Origin of the sequence: Owariibacterium komagatae (assembly GCF_045865535.1) — a bacterium.
In the GTDB taxonomy this organism is placed as follows: Bacteria; Bacillota; Clostridia; order Oscillospirales; family Ruminococcaceae; genus Ruthenibacterium; species Ruthenibacterium komagatae.
The window spans coordinates 1,809,960-1,826,753 of record NZ_AP031406.1; the positions used below are offsets into that span (position 1 = coordinate 1,809,960).

Here is a 16,794-nt window from a genome sequence, read left to right on the forward strand (position 1 = left end):
GCATGGACGAGAGCAGAAAACAGGCCCTGCGGGATGCGGGGGTCAATGTGGAAGAAGGGCTGGAGCGCTTCATGAACAACGAGGCCCTGTGGGAGCGGTTTTTGTCCAGGTTCCCGGCAGACCCCAACCCCGCGGCCCTGTCCGCCGCGCTGGACAAAGGCGACTGGGCGGCGGCGCTGGCCGCGGCCCACAGCCTGAAAGGGGTGTGCGGCAACCTGTCCTTCACGCAGCTGCATCAGCTGCTGACCCGGCAGGTGGAGGCCCTGCGCGCAGGCGATACCGACGGGGCGCTGGCCCTGCGCGGCCCCATTGAAGAGGGGTGCGCCCGCATCACACAGCTGCTGTAAACAAAAAAAGGACGCGGCTCCGGTGGGAGCCGCGTCCTTTTTTATTCTTTTCCGCCGAACATGTCGCGCAGGGATTTGAAAAAGCCCTTGCGCTGTTCGTAGTTGTCTTCCTTCAGGCTGTCCTCAAAGGTCTTCAGCGCCTCGCGCTGGGTCTTGGTCAGCTTTTTGGGGATCTCCACCACCACGTGCACGTACTGGTCGCCGTGGCCGCGTCCGTTCACGTACTGGATGCCCTTGCCCCGCAGCCGGAACGTGGTGCCGGACTGAGTGCCTTCGGGCACGGTGTACTGCACCTTGCCGTCGATGGTGGGCACCACCACATCCGCCCCCAGCACCGCCTGGCTGTAGGTGATGGGCACGGTCACATGTACGTCGTAGCGGTCGCGCTCAAACATGGCGTCCGGCCGCACGGTGACGATGACGATCAGATCGCCGGCGGGGCCGCCGTTCTGGCCCGCGTCGCCCAGGCCCGCCAAACGCAGGCTCTGGTCGTCGTCAATGCCGGCCGGCACCGTGACCTCCACGCGCTTGGTGCTGGACACCTTGCCCGCGCCGTGGCACTTGGAGCAGGGCGTCTTGATGATCTTTCCCTTGCCGCCGCACTTACGGCACGGCTGCGAGGACTGCATCACGCCGAAGGGCGTGCGCTGCTGCACGGTGACAAAACCCGTGCCGCGGCAGTCCGGGCAGGTCTCGGGGCTGGTGCCCTTGGCCGCGCCTGTGCCGCCGCACTCCGGGCACACGTCCTGCCGGTTCACGGTCACGGTCTTGGTGCAGCCGTGCACCGCCTCCATAAAGCTCAGCACCAGGCTGACGCGGATGTCCGCGCCGCGGCGGGGCTGGTTGGGGTTGGCCCGGCGCTGTCCGCCGAAGCCGCCGAACCCGCCGCCGAACATGGAGCCCAGAATGTCGTCCAAATCGATGCCGCCGCCAAATCCGCCGAACCCGCCGCCGAAGCCGCCGGCCCCGGCGCCCGCGCCGTAGTTGGGGTCCACGCCCGCATGGCCGAACTGGTCGTACCGTGCCTTTTTATCTTTGTCGCTGAGCACCTCGTAGGCCTCGCCCACCTCTTTGAACTTCTCCTCGGCCACTTTGTCGCCGGGGTTCAGGTCCGGATGGTATTTTTTGGCCAGCTTGCGGTACGCCTTTTTGATCTCGTCGTCCGAAGCGGTCTTGGGCACGCCCAGCACCTCATAATAATCGCGTTTTTCTGCCATACTTTCTCTCCCTCGTCCTCACGGCACAAGGGCGCGCGGCCACGCCGCCCGCCCTTGTTGTGAGAGATATGGTTTAAACTTCTTTGTAGTCGGCGTCCACCACGTTGTCGTCGCCGCCGTTGCCGCTGCCTGCCTGCTGGCCGCCCATATCCGGGCCGGCCTGCGCGCCCGCAGCCTGCTGGGCCGCCGCGGCCTCTTTATAGACCTTCTCGCTCACAGCGTAGAAAGCTTTCTGCAGCTCTTCCTGTTTTGCCTTGATGGCGTTGATGTCCGAGCCTTTCAGCGCCTCTTTCAGCGCATCCAGCTTGGCATTGATGTCCGCCTTCTCCCCGGCGGTCACTTTGTCGCCCAGTTCGTTCAGGGCTTTTTCGGTGGTGAACACCATCTGGTCCGCGGCGTTGCGGGTGTCCACTTCCTCACGTTTCTGTTTGTCCTCGGCGGCATAGCGCTCGGCTTCCTTCACAGCCTTCTCCACGTCTTCCTTGCTCATGTTGGTGGAAGAGGTGATGGTGATGTGCTGCTCCTTGCCGGTGCCCAGGTCTTTGGCGGACACGTTCACAATGCCGTTGGCGTCAATGTCGAAGGTGACTTCGATCTGAGGCACGCCGCGGGGAGCCGGGGCGATGCCGTCCAGATGGAAGGTTCCCAGAGACTTGTTGTCGCGGGCAAACTCACGCTCGCCCTGCAGCACGTTGACTTCAACCGACGGCTGGTTGTCGGCCGCGGTGGAGAAGATCTGGCTCTTCTTGGTGGGGATGGTGGTGTTGCGCTCGATGATGCGGGTGCACACGCCGCCCATGGTCTCAATGCCCAGGCTCAGCGGGGTGACGTCCAGCAGCAGCAGGCCCTTCACGTCGCCGCCCAGAACGCCGCCCTGGATGGCCGCGCCGATGGCCACGCACTCATCCGGGTTGATGCCCTTGGAAGGCTCGGTGTGCATGAAGTTCTTCACAGCTTCCTGCACGGCGGGGATACGGGTGGAACCGCCCACAAGCAGCACCTTGTGCAGATCGCCCGGCTGCAGGCCGGCGTCGCTCAAAGCGCGGCGCACAGGCCCCATGGTGCGCTCCACCAGGTCCGCGGTCAGCTCGTTGAATTTCGCCCGGGTCAGCGTGGTGTCCAGATGTTTCGGGCCGGTGGCGTCCGCCGTGATGAACGGCAGGTTGATGGCCGTGGAGGCCACGCCGGACAGCTCGATCTTGGCTTTCTCGGCCGCCTCTTTCAGGCGCTGCGCCGCCATTTTATCCTGGCGCAGGTCCACGCCGTTCTCTTTCTTGAACTCGTCGGCCAGCCAGTCGATGATGCGTTTGTCGAAGTCGTCGCCGCCCAGGTGGGTGTCGCCGGCCGTGGACAGAACCTCGGTCACGCCGTCGCCCATCTCGATGATGGACACGTCGAAGGTGCCGCCGCCCAGGTCGTACACCATGATCTTCTGGTCGTTTTCCTTATCCACACCGTAGGCCAGCGCGGCGGCGGTGGGCTCGTTGATGATGCGCTTTACATCCAGGCCCGCAATGGCGCCGGCGTCCTTGGTGGCCTGACGCTGCGAGTCGTTGAAGTAGGCCGGCACGGTGATGACCGCCTCGGTGACCTTCTCGCCCAGGTAGCTTTCCGCGTCCGCTTTCAGCTTGGACAGGATCATGGCGCTGATCTCCTGCGGGGTGTATTTCTTGCCGTCGATCTCCACCTTGTAGTCGGTGCCCATGTGGCGCTTGATGGAAGAGATGGTGCGGTCGGGGTTGGTGATGGCCTGGCGTTTTGCCACCTGGCCTACCAGACGCTCGCCGGTTTTGGTGAAGCCAACCACACTGGGCGTGGTGCGCGCGCCCTCGGCGTTGGCGATGACAACGGGCTCGCCGCCCTCAATGACGGACACGCAGCTGTTGGTGGTGCCCAAGTCGATACCAATGATTTTTCCCATAAATAATCGCTCCTCTTTTATTGCAATTCAAAGTTGGAATGGTTTTCAGTTTCTATGCAAAAAGCGCGGTGCGCTTTCGGCGGTTTATTGCGCAACGGCCACCGCCGCGTGGCGGATGACTTTGCCGTTGTACGTATACCCTTTCTGCAGCACCTGTACCACCGTGCCGCTCTCCACGCCTTCGGGCGCCTGCTGCTGCATCACGGCGGCGTGCAGTTCCGGGTCAAAGGGTTTGTCCTGTGCTTCGATCTCCTCAACGCCCATGGCGCTGAAGGCGGCGCCGGCTTTGTCCAGCGTCATCAGCACGCCCTTTTTATAGCTCTCGTCTTCGGTCTGTGCGTTGGCAGCCAGTGCCAGCGTATCCAGAACGCCCAGCAGCTTTTCCACGGCGAAGCTCACGCCGTTTCCGAAGGCGGCGTCCTTTTCCTTGGCGCTGCGCTTGCGGAAGTTGTCGTACTCCGCGGCGGTGCGCAGCAGCGTCTCCTTGGCGTCGGCCAGCTCTTTGGCGGCTTTTTCCAGCTGCTCCTTCACCGCGGCCAGCTCCGCTTCGCAGTCCGCGGACGGCTGCGCCTGCTCCCGGCTCTCGGGCTGCGTCTCCGGCTGTTCGGAGACCTTTTTCTCTTTCTTTTCTTTCTCTGCCATGTTGGCTACTCCTCCTGTCGCTGTCCGTGCTCGGTCTTACCTGACATGCACTGTCCCAGCAGCAACGCAAAATATTCAAGCCGCGGAATCACTTCGCGGTACCGCATCCGGGTGGGGCCCACAATGCCGATGGCGCCGGTCAGACCGCCGCCCGCCACGTACCGCTTGGACAGGATGCACACGCCGGGCATCCGGTACTCGGGCATCTCGTCTCCCAGCAGGACCGTGGTCCGCTCGGACTTGGGGCTGATGAAGCGCTTGACCGCTTCCTCGTCCCCGAAAAATTCCATCAGGGTGCGCAGGCATTCTTCCTGCGGGCTGTATCCCAGCACGTTCTGCTGGCCTTCCAGATAGACGTTGGGGCGCCCCGCTTCCTTCAGCAGGGTGTACGCCGCGCTGATCACCGGATAGAACACCGCGCCGCCGGCGCCCATGCCCTCGGCCGCCGCGTGCAGCAGCGGCTGGCTCACGTCCGCCGCGCTGCGGAAGGTCAGGTGCTCGTTCAGCGTCTGCGCCAGCCGCTCGGCGTCGCCGGGCCGCAGCTCAAAGTCCAGTTTTGCGGTGCGCGTGCGCACGCCGCCCGCGCCGGTGACCGCCAGAACGGCCGCCGTGTAGCGGCCCACCTGCATCACCTCAAAATGCGCAATGCACATATCCTCGCTTTTGGGCGTGGTGGCCACCACCGTGTACCCCGTCCAGTCCGCCAGCGCCCGGGCCGCGCTTTGGGCCAGCCGCTCGGGGTCGTAATCCATCTCCCGAAACGCCAGTTCCGCCGCCCGCTTCTCGCTCTCGCTGAGCTTGAGCGAAGTGTCCAGCAGATTGTCGATGTAATACCGGTACCCTTTTGCGCTGGGCACCCGGCCGGCGGATGTGTGCGGCTGCTCCAGCAGCCCCAGCTTTGTCAGCGCCGCCATCTCATTGCGAAGCGTGGCCGATGAGACCGCCCGGCCGAAATGTTCAGCCAGAAGACCCGAGCCCACCGGCTCGCCGTCGTCGGAATACAGCGATACAATCGCCCGCAGCACGCGCTGCTTTCGATCGTCGATCGGCATTTGCATCGCTTCCTCTCATCGTTTTAGCACTCTATGTTCCCGAGTGCTAAAATTATTGTACAACACTTTTTTATTATGTCAAGAGCTGCGGGCCAAAATGCGAAAAATTTTTCAACTTTTACAATTTATCCACAAATCACCCGTCGTCTTTTCCCTACCGCCCCGGGCCAAAATATGGTATAATGGCCGCAAAACGACCATTATACTCTATTTTAAATCGCCCTTTTTCTCGCCCCCAAGGGGCAACCGAAAAAGAGGGCGAATGATACCATTCTGCTTTCGCATCATGGTATAATAAGAATCAAAGAACGGAGGTGCTCCCCAAATGGATCGAAAAAAGAGGATCGACGCCGCCATGGGCCGCGTGAAAGCGGACCTGGTGTTTAAAAATGTAAATGTGGTCAACGTGTTCAGCGAAGAGGTGGTCACCACCGACGTAGCCGTGGCCGACGGCTGCGTGGTGGGCCTGGGCTCCTACGAAGGCGTGCGGGAAGTGGACGGCACGGACAAGTTTTTGTGCCCGGGCTTCATCGATGCCCACCTGCACATGGAGTCCACCCTGGCCACGCCCTTCGAGCTGGCGCGGCTTGTGACCAAAAGCGGCACCACCACCATGATCGCAGACCCCCACGAGATCGTGAACGTGTGCGGCGCGGCGGCGGTGCGCTATCTGCTGGACGCCACCGAGCAGCTGCCCGTCAACGTGTATCTGATGCTGCCTTCCAGCGTGCCCGCCACCGCCTTTGAGACCAACGGCGCGGACTTCACCGCCCAGGACATGGCTCCCTTCTGGGACCATCCCCGGGTGCTGGGCCTGGGCGAGGTGATGTGCTACCCCGACGTGGTGGCCGCCGGCGATGCCATCGTGGAAAAACTGAACGCGGCCGAAGCCGCGGGCAAACAGGTGGACGGCCACGCCCCGGGCCTGACCGGGCGTCAGCTGCAGGCCTACGCCGCGGCGGGCGTGCGCACCGAGCACGAGTGCACCAGCTTTGCCGAGGCAGCCGAAAAGCTGCGGGCGGGGCTGGCGGTCCTGGTGCGCGAGGGCAGCGCCGCCAAAAACCTGACCGCTCTGGTCAACGGCCTGCTGGACTCCAAGCTGCCCGCGGACCGCTTCTTGTTCTGCACCGACGACAAACATCTGGACGACATCTCCCGGGAAGGCCATGTGCGCTGGAACGTGCGCCAGGCCATCCGCCTGGGCATGGACCCGGTGGCCGCCATCAAAATGGCCACCATCAACGCGGCCCGGGTCTACGGCCTGCGGGACCTGGGCGCTGTGGCGCCGGGCTACCGGGCGGACCTGGTGCTGCTCAGCAGCCTGAAAAAGGTCAAGGTGGAGCAGGTCTATAAGGACGGCGTTCCCGTGGAAGAGGCGCTGGCCGCCTGCCGGCCCGCCCCGGTTCCGGACGCGCTTTTGAACACCGTGCGCTTCTCCCCCGTGACCGCGCAGGACCTGCGCCTGCCCGTGGGCGAGACGGCCCACTGCATCGAGATGGTGCCCTATCAGATCGTGACCAAACACGTGGTGGAGCCGGTCCCCTCGGAAAACGGCCTGTTTGTTCCCAACGAGACCTACGCCAAGCTGTGCGTGGTGGAGCGCCACGGCCGCAGCGGCGGCATTGCGGTGTGCCCGCTGAAGGGCTACGGCATCCGGGGCGGCGCCATCGCCACCAGCGTGGCCCACGACAGCCACAACGTCATCGCCGCCGGCGACAACGACGAAGACCTGGCCCTGGCCATCAATCAGCTGAAATCCATGGGCGGCGGCTATGTGCTGGTGTCCGGCGGGCAGGTGCTGGGCCAGCTGCCCCTGCCCGTGGCCGGCCTGATGAGCACCGACCCCTGGGAAGACGTGCAGCGCAACACCGCAGCCATTCTCAAGCAGGCGTCCCAGATGGGCATCCCCTATCACGTGGACCCCTTCACCAGCCTGTCGTTCCTGGCGCTGCCGGTCATTCCGGAGCTGCGCCTGACCGACCGGGGCCTGTTCGACGTGGTGCGCTTCGCACCCGTGCAGGAGGAGCAGGCATGAGCGCGCACGGAGACGAAGCCTACCGCCTGTTCTGCAGCGGCTACAACTGCGCCCAGTCCGTGGCCGGCGCTTTCGCCCGGGAGCTGGACCTTCCGCTGGAGACCGTGGCCCGGATGGTCAGCGGCTTCGGCGGGGGCTTCGGCCGCCTGCGGGAAGTGTGCGGCTGCGTCAGCGGCATGACCTTTGTGTACAGCGCCCTGCGGGGCTACGGCGTGCCCGGCGACCTGCAGGAGAAAACCGCTGTGTACACCGATGTGCAGGCGTTGGCAAACCGGTTCCGGCAGTGCCACGGAAGCATCGTCTGCAAGGAGCTGCTGGGCTTGGACCGGCCCGAGGGAACGCCCCGGCCCGAGGCGCGCACCCCGGAGTATTACCGCAAGCGTCCCTGTCCGGAGCTGGCCCGCAGCGCCGCGGACATTCTGGAACAGTTTTTGAACGAGGAGGTGCCCCCATGCGATTGGAAAGCACCCTGACCCGCCGCCAGGTGCTGGAGCGCCTGCGCCACGGCACCCGGGAAATGCAGCGCAAAGCGTCGGCCGCGGGCGAGCTGGAAAGCCGCCCCACCCGGGACGGCTTCGTGCTTGCCTGGGCGCCCGGCCCGCACAAACCCCGGGGCCTGTGCCTGACCGCCGCGGTGACCGAGACCGCCGGCGGCTGCATCATTCAGGGCAAATTCGGCCCGGACCCGCACACCGTGCACATTCTGCGCCCTGTGGGCGCGCTGGTGTGGGTGGCGGCGCTGGCCGCCGCGCTCACTTCGCCGGACCCGGCCAAGACCCTGTGCCTGGCCGTGGGCGGTCTGGGCGTGGCCACGGCGCTGGCGTGGCTGGCCGCTCATCAGCTGCCCCGGCTTCTGTGCCCCGCCGCCGAGCAGAAGGTGCTGGAGTTCGTCCGTCACAACCTTTTAAAATAAGGAGGCTGACCCATGAAACTGCTTTTGTATCTGGTTTTACTGGTGGTGGTGTTCCCGTTCAAGATCCTTCTGGCCATCTGCAAACACGCAAAATAAGTGCAAAAAGCCCCGGAACCGTCGTTCCGGGGCTTTTTTCAGGATTCGCTCTGTTCCAGCTTGCGGCCGGCCAGGCGGTACGCTTCGTCGTACAGCCAGTCCTGGCAGGCCAGGGCGGGCTCGCCGTTGGGCATGCGCCGCACATAACTGCCGTCGGGCTGCTGGTCCCGGGCCTGGCGGTTGTCGCGCCACATCACGTCAAAAATGCGCAAAAGCCGCTGCTTCAGGCCCTGGTCGTACACCGGCACGGCCACCTCCACCCGGCGCAAGGTGTTGCGGGTCATCCAGTCGGCGCTGCCGATGTACACCCGCACGTCCTCGCCGCTGCCGAAAATGTAAATGCGGGAGTGCTCCAGATACCGGCCCACCACGCTGATGATGTGGATGTTGTCGGTCCAGCCGGGAACGCCGCCCCGCAAGCAGCAGATGCCCCGCACGATCATGTCCACCCGCACACCGGCGCGGCTGGCTTCGATCAGCTTGTCGATGAGGGTCTTGTCGCTCATGCTGTTGATCTTGATGCGCAGATAGCCCTCGCCGCCCTGGCGCGCCTTGCAGATCTCGTCGTCGATCATGTCCAGCAGCTTGTTCTGCAGGCAGTGGGGCGCCACCAGCAGGTGCTGGGTGTGGTCCACGGTCTCGCCCAGGGTCAGCGCCTGGAACACGGCCGCCGCTTCCATGCCGATCTCCCGGCGGGCCGTCATCAGGGACAGGTCCGTATACAGGCGGCTGGTGCGCTCGTTGTAGTTGCCGGTGCCGATCTGGGTGATGTACTGGATGCCCTGGGGCGTTCTGCGGGTGATGACGCACAGCTTGCTGTGCACCTTCATGCCGCTGAGGCCGTAGATCACATGGCAGCCGGCCCGCTCCAGGCGGCGGCTCCAGGCGATGTTGTTGGCCTCGTCAAACCGGGCCTTCAGCTCCACCAGAACGTCCACCTGCTTGCCGTTCTCGGCGGCTTCCTCCAGGCTTTCCACCACCTTGCTGTCCCGGGCAAGGCGGTACAGCGTCATTTTAATGGACACCACTTCCGGGTCCCGGGCGGCCTCGCTCAGCATCTGCAAAAAGGGGCGGATGCTCTGGTACGGGTAGTGCAGCAGAATGTCCTTGCGGGCGATCTGCTCCAGCACCGAGCTCTTCAGGTCCACCTCGGGGCTGTCCTGGGGGTGGCGCGGCGCGTAGAACAGCTCGCTGCGGGTGCGCAGATGGTCCCGGATCATGTACAGGAAGGACAGGTCCAGCGGCGCGTCGTACTCATACACCCGCTTTGTGTCCAGCTTCAGCTGGCGGCACAGGGTCTCGATCACCTCGATGTCGATGGCGCGGCTCAGCTCCATGCGCACCGGGCACAGCTTGCGCCGCAGCTTGATCACCTCGGCCATGTGGTCGCGGTAGTTCAGTTCCTCGTCGTAAATGTTGTCGGCGTCAATGTCCGCGTTCCGGGTCACCCGCGCCAGCGTTTTGCTGGTGATCTTGTACCCGGGGAACATCATGGGCAGGCAGTGCAGGATCAGCTCCTCGGCCAGAATGTAGCAGCCGGCGCGCTCGGGCACGGGGATCAGCCGGGGGAACAGGCCGCTGACGCAGGGCACAATGCCGATCTTCTTTTTTTCGGTCTTGGTGTTCAGCACGGCAATGGCGTAAATGTCCTTGTTGGCCAGAAAGGGGAAGGACTGCTTTTTGCCGATGATAAAGGTGGACAGCAACGGCAGAAATTCCCGCCGGAACATGGTCTCCAGATATTTTTCCGACTCGGGGCGGATGCTGTGAAAGTCCACAATGGTCACGCCCTGCTCTTCCAGCAGCCCCATCAGGGCGGTGTAGGCCGCGTCCCGGCGGCGGCACAGGCTTCGCACCTGGTCCAGCGCCGCGTCGATCTGCTCGCCGGGGGTCATGTGGGTCTTGTTCTCCCGGCTGTCCTTGTCCAGCAGCATCTGGTCGTGCAGGCTGCCGATGCGCACCATAAAAAATTCATCCAGATTGCTCTGAAAAATCGACAGGAAGGACAGCCGCTCGCACAGGGGCACCCGGGCGTCCTCGGCCTCTTCCAGCACGCGCTCGTTGAAGCGCAGCCAGGAAAGCTCCCGGTTTTCAAAGCACTCGTTTTCCATCATTTCTCCTCTTCCTCTCCCGTGCCGGCTGCGCGGCACACTTCTCTTCTTAAAAAGGTATCACAGTCCCGCCCGGTGTGCCACCCTTTTTTTGAAAAGAATGGGCCAAATCTGTGTAAACCGGGCGGTTTCACAAAAACTTTTCAAACATTTGACCCAAAATCCGTGGTCAAACCCGGCGCAACGCGCTACACTGAAGCCAAGGTGAATGCAAGAAGGAGGACTGCCCCATGCTTCCGTGTAAAAGCCATTGCGACCGCTACTGCGAAAACTGCCACAAGCACTGCGCCGTCTGGGACGAAATGCAGCGCCAAAACCGCGCCGACCGGCAGCGCCGGAAAGCGTACCTGGACTATTACAACGATTTGTACGACACCATCATCCGCCAATGCTACGCCCTGACGCCCAAGCCCTGCCGCTGACCGGCACCTTCACGCAAAAAACGCCTTCTGACGCGCGTCAGAAGGCGTTTTTCCTTGCGCGCCGCAAACACAAAAAAACCGGAGCAGAAATTCTGCTCCGGCGTGGTGCGCTGCAAGGGATTCGAACCCCTGACCTTTTGGTTCGTAGCCAAACACTCTATCCAACTGAGCTAGCAGCGCATTTTCACTTCGCACTCTTGAGTGCATGGATTATCATACCACAGCATTATCGGATTGTCAAGAATTTTTTTCATTTTTGCCCGGTCAATTTTCACCAAAATTCTTGCGCCGAATTGGCCGGTTCAATTGTGTTTTTTCTCACTTTTTGCTATACTGATAAAAATGATTCTAAAAAGCCGGTCGAACGGCTTTTTCTGGAGGTTTTTTCGTGGAAGACTTGTATCTGATTGTCGGCATTGTGATCATCACCCTCCTGTGCCTGTTTTTGATCATCTATTTTCTGTGGCGCAGCGATTCCCCGCTTTTCCGCCGCAAACCCAAAGACCTGCCCGACGCCAAAAAAGCGGATAAGCCCCTGGGCGCCGCCCGGCGCATGGCGCTGATGAACGGCTACCAGGTCATCTCCCCCGCTTGCCTGGCCAAGGACGGCAAGCTGGCGGACCTGGATTTCATTCTGGTGGGCACCTTTGGCATTTTGTGCGTCAAATGCGTGGGCCGCGGCGGCTCCATTTACGGCAGCGCCGGGGACGCCATGTGGCTGCAGGTGAAAAACCAGGACCGCATCTCCTTCGCCAACCCCATTCTGGAAGCCGAGCGCGACACCCGTCTGGTGCGCGACATTCTGTTCAGCGCCAAGCTGAAAAACATTCCTGTGGAAACGGTGTGCGTGTTCACCAACCCCGTTGCCTCGCTGGCTCTGCCCCGCAGCACCGGCCACTACACCGTGAAGGAGTTCCGTTCCCTGCTGGGCCAGTCCCGTTTTCTGCAGGAGCGGAAGATCGACCTGGACGCGGTGTGCACCGCGCTGCGCGCCTACGTCACCGAAAAGAAATAATGTGCTTGCGGCCTTCCGCCTTTGCGGAGGGCCTTTTTGCTGCCCGCCAAACAAAACAGCCTTCCGCAAAAGCGGAAGGCTGTTTTTCTTACTCGGCTACTTCTTCAAAGGCTTCCTCGCCGGCGCCGCACACGGGGCACGGCACGGGAGGCTGGTCACCCTCGAATTCCTGGCCGCAGATGGTGCAAAGCCACTTTTTCATGGGGAGATTCTCCTTTCTTTTTTCTTAGTATGGGGAAGCCGCGGGCGTTTAAACGCCGCGCACCGCGTTGCCGAACGCAAGGCCGTACTGCTTGGCCGCGTCCAGATCGGTCTGGGTGGGTTTAAAGCGCACTTTCATGCCCTCCAACGGCATGTTCAGCTTCAGCTGCTGCAAGCGGGCCGTCAGGTTGGGCACGGCCTCGCCGCTCCAGCCGTAGCTGCCGAAGGCGGCGGCAAACTTGCCCTTGTGGATGATGGGGTTCAGCCCGATGAGCATCTCATACACCGGGGGCAGCGCGTCGCCCACCAGTGTGGGGCTGCCCAGCAAAAAGCCGTCGGCGTCCGCAATGGCGGCCTTGGCCGCGGCGTTGTCGTCGCTGACCAGATCGAAGCACTTCACCTCGACGCCGCTTTCGGAAAGACCCTTGCAGATCTGCTCGGCCAGCTGGCGGGTGTATCCGTAGGCGGACACATAGGCCACCGCCACCACTTTCTTGTCCCGGGGCTGAGGCGTGCTCCAGGCGCGGTACAGATCAAAATAATGCTGGATGTTGCTGCGCAGCACCGGTCCGTGTCCGTTGCCCACAAACTCGATGGGCAGGTCCTTGATGCGGTCCAGCGCCTTGAGCATGAACGGGTTTTTGAACGGCCCGATGATGTTGTCGAAGTAATATTTGTACGCCTCGGTAAAATCGCCCTCGATCAAATCGTTGAACACGCGCTCATCCGCGTAGTGGCAGCCGAAGCTGTCGCAGGTGAACAGCGCCTTCAGCTCGGGGATGTAGGTGTACATGCTGTCCGGCCAGTGCAGCATGGGCACGCTGAGGAAGGTTAGCGTCAGACCGCCCAGATCGATGCGGTCCTTCTCCGAAACAGCCTTGGCGTTGAACGGGTGGTTGACGATCTCCTTCAAAAAGGTGATGGCCGTGCCCGACCCCAGCACCGTGGCGTTGGGGGCCAGCTCCAGCAGCTTCTCCATGCTGCCGGTGTGGTCCGGCTCGGTGTGGTCCACCACAATGTAGTCGATCTTGGCGGGGTCCGTCACCTGGCGGATGTTGTCCAGAAACTCGTCAAAGAATTTCGCTTTGCTGGTCTCAAACAGCACCGTCTTCTCCGTGCCCTGCACCAGATATGCGTTGTAGCTGGTGCCGTAGTCCGAATGCATGATAATGTCAAACACGCGCAGGTCCGGGTCCTGTACACCCACATACCAAATATGCTCTTTTGCTTTGATTGCACCCATTCAAAAAGGCCTCCTTTTTTGTTCGCTCCTATTTTATACTATATTCGTATAATTTGCAACCATTTTTTCATTCTTATTATGAAACACTTTCCTCTGTTTTACAAGGGCCTGTGACCACCCATTTCAGGCAGCCGTCCTGCCGGGCGGCAAAGGTGCGGTACCCGTCCAGAATGGCTTCCAGCGGGCCGCGGTGGGTGATGAGGAAATCCGTGCGCAGCTTCCCGGCGGCGATCAGTTCCACCAGACGGGGGCAGCAGTTGGCGTCCACGCCGCCGGTTTTGAAAATCAGGTTTTTGCCGTACATCCGGGGCAGCGGCAGAATCTGGTCGCTCTCGTACATGGCCACCACGCTGACCACGGCGTTGGGCCGGGCCACGCGCCAGGCCAGCTCGAAGGTGTCCGGCGCGCCCGCCGCCTCGATGACGCTGTCCGCGCCGCGGCCCCCGGTCAGGCGCTGCACAAAGGCGGGCGCGTCCTCCCGGCAGGGGTCCAGCACATGGTCCGCCAGTTGTTGGGCCAGGGCCAGCGTCCGGCGGGCGGGGTCCGGCTCCAGCAGCACCACCCGGCCCGCCCCCAAAAAGCGGGCGCACTGGGCCGCGCACAGCCCCACGGGGCCGCCGCCCACCACCGCCACCGTGTCGCCGGGGCGGATGTCGCACTGCAAAGCGCCCCAGTAACCGCTGACCAGAATGTCCCCCACAAACAGCGCGCTCTCCTCGCTGACGCCGTGGGGCAGCGGGTACAGGCACTGGTCCGCGAAGGGCACCCGCACATACTCCGCCTGGCAGCCGTCGATGCGGCAGCCCAGCAGCCAGCCGCCCTGTTCGCAGTTGTTCACATAGCCCCGCCGGCAGAACCAGCAGTCCCCGCAGAAGCTCTCGCAGTTGGCGGCCACCCGGTCGCCCGGACGCAGCCGGGTCACCCCCGGGCCCACCGCGACCACCCGGCCCGCAAATTCATGCCCCAGCACAATGCCCGGCACGGCGCGGGGCACGGCCCCGTGCAGAATGTGCAGGTCGCTGGTGCAGATGGTGGAACGGGTCACCTGCACAATGGCGTCGCCCGGCTCGTGCACAACGGGCACCGGCCGCCGGGTCAGCACCGGGGCGCTGCCGCCGTCCCACACGGCGGCCAGCATGGTTTGCTGCATGGCATTTCCCTCCTTGCAAGCCAAAGCAGGGACGGCGCCGCGCGCCGTCCCTGTCTGTTCTTATTTCTGCGCCAGCGTTTTGGAAAAGCTGTCCTTCAGCGTGACGATGCGGTTGTACACGCCCGGATGCTTGGAATCCGGCGTGAAGTAACCCATGCGCACGAACTGGAAGCGCTCGCCGGGGCGGGCGTCCTTCAGCGCGGGCTCCAGCTTGGCGTTGGGCAGCACCTGCACCGACTCAGGATTCAGATAATCGTCGTAGGTCTTGCCCTCGGGCAGCTCGCCCATGTTCTCCTCGCCGAACAGATCGCCGTACAGGCGCACTTCGGCGTCCACCGCGTGGGCGGTGCTCACCCAGTGGATGGTGCCGCGCACTTTGCGGCCGTCGGCCGGCATGCCGTTGCCGGTCTCCAGATCGGCGGTGCACAAAATCTTGGTCACATTGCCCGCTTCGTCCTTTTCAAAGCCCGTGCACTTGACGATGTACGCACCCATCAGGCGCACCTCGCCGTCGGGCTTCAGGCGCTGATACTTGGGCGGCGGCACCTCGGCAAAGTCGCTGCGCTCGATCCACACCTCTCTGGTGAAGGGGACCGCGCGGGTGCCGGCGTTCTCGTCCTTGGGGTTGTTGGGCAGCTGGAACTCCTCGGTCTTGTCCTCGGGATAGTTGGTGATGACCAGCTTCACCGGGTCCAGCACCGCCACGCGGCGCGGGGCCACGGGGTCCAGCTCGGAGCGGATGCAGTGCTCCAGCAGGCGGTTGTCCACCAGGCTGTTGGCCTTGGCCACGCCCGCCTTTTTCACAAACTCAAAAATGCTCTCGGGGGTGTAGCCGCGGCGGCGCAGCGCGCACAGGGTGGGCAGGCGCGGGTCGTCCCAGCCGTCCACCACGCCCGTTTCCACCAGCTTGCGCAGATAGCGCTTGCTCATGACCGTATGGGTGATGTTCAAACGGGCAAACTCTCTCTGAATGGGGAAGGGCCCCAGATGCAGGTTGTCGATGACCCACTCGTACAGGGGACGGTGGTTCTCAAACTCCAGGCTGCACATGGAGTGGGTGATCCCCTCGATGGCGTCCTGAATGGGGTGTGCAAAGTCGTACAGCGGGTAGATGCACCACTTGTCGCCCTGGCGGTGGTGGTGGGCCCGCATGATGCGGTAGATGGCCGGGTCGCGCATGTTCATGTTGGGGCTGGCCAGGTCGATCTTGGCGCGCAGGGTTTTGGTGCCGTCCGCAAACTCGCCCGCGCGCATGCGCCGGAACAGATCCAGGTTCTCCTCGGGGGTGCGGTCGCGCCAGGGGCTGGGGCGGGACGGCTTGCCCGCGTCCTGTCCGCGGTACTCCTGCATCTGCTCCCGGGTCAGATCGTCCACATAGGCCTTGCCCTCGCGGATGAGCTGCTCGGCGTATTCATAGCACTGGTCGAAATAATCGCTGCCGTAATAGATGCCGCCGGTGGGTTCCGCCCCCAGCCAGCGCAGATCTTCCAGAATGCTGTCCACGTACTCCACGTCCTCGTGGGAGGGGTTGGTGTCGTCGTACCGCAAATTGAACTTTCCGCCGTATTGTTTGGCGATGCTCCAGTTGATCCAGATGGCCTTGGCGCTGCCGATGTGCAGATAACCGTTCGGCTCGGGCGGGAACCGGGTGTGGATCTCTTTCACACGGCCCTCCTCCAGGTCCTTGTCGATGATTTCCGTCAGGAAATTGCTGATTTTTTCTTCCATGCTCCGAACTCTCCTCACAGGATGCTGATTTTATCAACAGTATACCACACTTTCCCTGGCGGTTCAATTGTCCCCGGGGCGCGGACGTGCTATACTGTGCATGAAAAAAAACGGCAAAATGAAATTTTTTCAGGGAGTGACTCGTTTTTGGATACGACAGTTGTTTTCTTTCCCGGAATGGGCTACGGCGCGGACCGGCCGCTGTTCTATTACGCCCGCAAACAGGCGCAGCAAACCGGCAGCGAAGTGGTGTGCGTGGACTACCCGTCCTTCTCGCCGGACCCGGCCGTTCCGGCGCCGCTGCAGGCCCAGGCCGCGCTGCCCGGCTGCGTCAACGACGCGCTGGCGCAGCTGGCGGGCCGGTGCCTGGGCCGGTGCGTGTTCGTCAGCAAAAGCCTGGGCACCCTGGTGGCGGGCGAGGTGGCCCGCCGTCTGGCCCTGCGCCCCGTGCAGATCTACCTGACGCCCCTGCCCCGCACCTACGACGCGTACATGCGCGGGCGCAGCTGCTGGGCCGTGTACGGCGACGCCGACCCGCTGATGACGCCCGACTGCGCCGCCCGCATGGAGCAGGACCCGGCCGTCCGGCTGACGAAGATCCCCGGCGCGAACCATTCGCTGGAGGTGCCCGGAGACATTGTGGCCAGCGTGGACGCGCTGCGCCAGGTGGCCCAACTTTACCGCGCGGTCCTGTGACCCGA

Annotated in this window: 16 protein-coding genes and 1 tRNA gene; 7 read left to right on the forward strand and 10 right to left on the reverse strand. The window is 63.0% G+C overall.

Annotation, left to right across the window (positions count from 1 at the left end):
* The first annotated feature begins 2 nt into the window (after positions 1-2).
* Positions 3-347: an Hpt domain-containing protein gene (locus ACKTS9_RS08920; RefSeq protein WP_407880278.1), complete on the forward strand. Its 345-nt coding sequence runs from the start codon at positions 3-5 to the stop codon at positions 345-347.
* 41 nt (positions 348-388) lie between these two features.
* On the opposite strand, the gene dnaJ is transcribed toward ACKTS9_RS08920, so the two are convergent.
* The 4 genes from dnaJ to hrcA form a co-directional block, all read right to left on the reverse strand.
* The gene (dnaJ, locus tag ACKTS9_RS08925) at positions 389-1,564 is read right to left on the reverse strand and encodes a molecular chaperone DnaJ (RefSeq protein WP_349215349.1); all 1,176 of its coding nucleotides are present in this window, start codon (positions 1,562-1,564) and stop codon (positions 389-391) included.
* 73 nt (positions 1,565-1,637) lie between these two features.
* Positions 1,638-3,485 carry a molecular chaperone DnaK gene (gene dnaK / locus ACKTS9_RS08930; protein WP_407880281.1) on the reverse strand — a complete coding sequence of 616 codons (1,848 nt, stop codon included), beginning with the start codon at positions 3,483-3,485 and terminating at the stop codon, positions 1,638-1,640.
* An 84-nt stretch (positions 3,486-3,569) separates the two neighbouring features.
* Positions 3,570-4,127: a nucleotide exchange factor GrpE gene (locus tag ACKTS9_RS08935; RefSeq protein WP_349215351.1), complete on the reverse strand. Its 558-nt coding sequence runs from the start codon at positions 4,125-4,127 to the stop codon at positions 3,570-3,572.
* Between the two features lie 5 nt (positions 4,128-4,132).
* The gene (hrcA, locus tag ACKTS9_RS08940) at positions 4,133-5,179 is read right to left on the reverse strand and encodes a heat-inducible transcriptional repressor HrcA (RefSeq protein ID WP_407880283.1); all 1,047 of its coding nucleotides are present in this window, start codon (positions 5,177-5,179) and stop codon (positions 4,133-4,135) included.
* 325 nt (positions 5,180-5,504) lie between these two features.
* On the opposite strand from hrcA, the gene ade reads away from it, so the two are divergent.
* From ade to ACKTS9_RS08955, 3 genes are read left to right on the forward strand one after another with little or no spacing between them, the layout of a single operon-like run.
* Positions 5,505-7,214, forward strand: a complete 1,710-nt coding sequence (gene ade / locus ACKTS9_RS08945; protein ID WP_407880285.1) for an adenine deaminase — start codon at positions 5,505-5,507, stop codon at positions 7,212-7,214.
* Positions 7,211-7,687 (forward strand): C-GCAxxG-C-C family protein, encoded by a 477-nt coding sequence (locus tag ACKTS9_RS08950; RefSeq protein WP_407880287.1) that lies wholly within the window; start codon positions 7,211-7,213, stop codon positions 7,685-7,687. The genes ade and ACKTS9_RS08950 overlap by 4 nt, the downstream gene beginning before the upstream one ends.
* Positions 7,666-8,127 (forward strand): hypothetical protein, encoded by a 462-nt coding sequence (locus tag ACKTS9_RS08955; protein ID WP_407880289.1) that lies wholly within the window; start codon positions 7,666-7,668, stop codon positions 8,125-8,127. The genes ACKTS9_RS08950 and ACKTS9_RS08955 overlap by 22 nt, the downstream gene beginning before the upstream one ends.
* A gap of 134 nt (positions 8,128-8,261) precedes the next feature.
* On the opposite strand, the gene ppk1 is transcribed toward ACKTS9_RS08955, so the two are convergent.
* A complete protein-coding gene (gene ppk1, locus ACKTS9_RS08960) occupies positions 8,262-10,337 on the reverse strand; it encodes a polyphosphate kinase 1 (RefSeq protein ID WP_349215356.1) in 2,076 nt (691 codons plus the stop codon).
* A 227-nt stretch (positions 10,338-10,564) separates the two neighbouring features.
* Here ppk1 and ACKTS9_RS08965 point away from each other — a divergent pair, with 227 nt between their 5' ends.
* Positions 10,565-10,756, forward strand: a complete 192-nt coding sequence (locus ACKTS9_RS08965; protein ID WP_349215357.1) for a hypothetical protein — start codon at positions 10,565-10,567, stop codon at positions 10,754-10,756.
* Between the two features lie 103 nt (positions 10,757-10,859).
* Here ACKTS9_RS08965 and ACKTS9_RS08970 read toward each other — a convergent pair.
* Positions 10,860-10,936 (reverse strand) — tRNA-Arg (locus ACKTS9_RS08970).
* A gap of 208 nt (positions 10,937-11,144) precedes the next feature.
* Here ACKTS9_RS08970 and ACKTS9_RS08975 point away from each other — a divergent pair.
* Complete coding sequence (locus ACKTS9_RS08975) at positions 11,145-11,771, forward strand: nuclease-related domain-containing protein (RefSeq protein ID WP_407880292.1); 627 nt, start codon at positions 11,145-11,147, stop codon at positions 11,769-11,771.
* A gap of 88 nt (positions 11,772-11,859) precedes the next feature.
* Here ACKTS9_RS08975 and ACKTS9_RS08980 read toward each other — a convergent pair whose 3' ends face one another.
* The 4 genes from ACKTS9_RS08980 to ACKTS9_RS08995 form a co-directional block, all read right to left on the reverse strand.
* Entirely contained in the window at positions 11,860-11,973 is a 114-nt protein-coding gene (locus tag ACKTS9_RS08980; RefSeq protein WP_349215359.1) for a rubredoxin-like domain-containing protein, read from the reverse strand.
* A gap of 48 nt (positions 11,974-12,021) precedes the next feature.
* Positions 12,022-13,215: an FprA family A-type flavoprotein gene (locus ACKTS9_RS08985; protein WP_349215360.1), complete on the reverse strand. Its 1,194-nt coding sequence runs from the start codon at positions 13,213-13,215 to the stop codon at positions 12,022-12,024.
* Positions 13,216-13,291: 76 nt separating this feature from the next.
* Positions 13,292-14,365, reverse strand: a complete 1,074-nt coding sequence (locus ACKTS9_RS08990; RefSeq protein ID WP_407880295.1) for an alcohol dehydrogenase — start codon at positions 14,363-14,365, stop codon at positions 13,292-13,294.
* Between the two features lie 60 nt (positions 14,366-14,425).
* Complete coding sequence (locus ACKTS9_RS08995; RefSeq protein WP_407880299.1) at positions 14,426-16,093, reverse strand: glutamine--tRNA ligase/YqeY domain fusion protein; 1,668 nt, start codon at positions 16,091-16,093, stop codon at positions 14,426-14,428.
* A gap of 147 nt (positions 16,094-16,240) precedes the next feature.
* On the opposite strand from ACKTS9_RS08995, the gene ACKTS9_RS09000 reads away from it, so the two are divergent.
* Positions 16,241-16,789 (forward strand): alpha/beta fold hydrolase, encoded by a 549-nt coding sequence (locus ACKTS9_RS09000; RefSeq protein ID WP_407880301.1) that lies wholly within the window; start codon positions 16,241-16,243, stop codon positions 16,787-16,789.
* The last annotated feature ends 5 nt before the right edge of the window (positions 16,790-16,794 follow it).

Coding starts and splice junctions, on each gene's coding strand:
- ACKTS9_RS08950 (WP_407880287.1), top strand. CDS start 7,211: ATGAGCGCGCACGGAGACGAAGCCTACCGCCTGTTCTGCAGCGGCTAC.
- ppk1 (WP_349215356.1), bottom strand. CDS start 10,337: ATGATGGAAAACGAGTGCTTTGAAAACCGGGAGCTTTCCTGGCTGCGC.
- ACKTS9_RS08995 (WP_407880299.1), bottom strand. CDS start 16,093: ATGGAAGAAAAAATCAGCAATTTCCTGACGGAAATCATCGACAAGGAC.
- ade (WP_407880285.1), top strand. CDS start 5,505: ATGGATCGAAAAAAGAGGATCGACGCCGCCATGGGCCGCGTGAAAGCG.
- hrcA (WP_407880283.1), bottom strand. CDS start 5,179: ATGCCGATCGACGATCGAAAGCAGCGCGTGCTGCGGGCGATTGTATCG.
- ACKTS9_RS08985 (WP_349215360.1), bottom strand. CDS start 13,215: ATGGGTGCAATCAAAGCAAAAGAGCATATTTGGTATGTGGGTGTACAG.
- ACKTS9_RS08980 (WP_349215359.1), bottom strand. CDS start 11,973: ATGAAAAAGTGGCTTTGCACCATCTGCGGCCAGGAATTCGAGGGTGAC.
- dnaJ (WP_349215349.1), bottom strand. CDS start 1,564: ATGGCAGAAAAACGCGATTATTATGAGGTGCTGGGCGTGCCCAAGACC.
- ACKTS9_RS08990 (WP_407880295.1), bottom strand. CDS start 14,365: ATGCAGCAAACCATGCTGGCCGCCGTGTGGGACGGCGGCAGCGCCCCG.
- ACKTS9_RS08935 (WP_349215351.1), bottom strand. CDS start 4,127: ATGGCAGAGAAAGAAAAGAAAGAGAAAAAGGTCTCCGAACAGCCGGAG.
- dnaK (WP_407880281.1), bottom strand. CDS start 3,485: ATGGGAAAAATCATTGGTATCGACTTGGGCACCACCAACAGCTGCGTG.
- ACKTS9_RS08965 (WP_349215357.1), top strand. CDS start 10,565: ATGCTTCCGTGTAAAAGCCATTGCGACCGCTACTGCGAAAACTGCCAC.
- ACKTS9_RS08955 (WP_407880289.1), top strand. CDS start 7,666: ATGCGATTGGAAAGCACCCTGACCCGCCGCCAGGTGCTGGAGCGCCTG.
- ACKTS9_RS08920 (WP_407880278.1), top strand. CDS start 3: ATGGACGAGAGCAGAAAACAGGCCCTGCGGGATGCGGGGGTCAATGTG.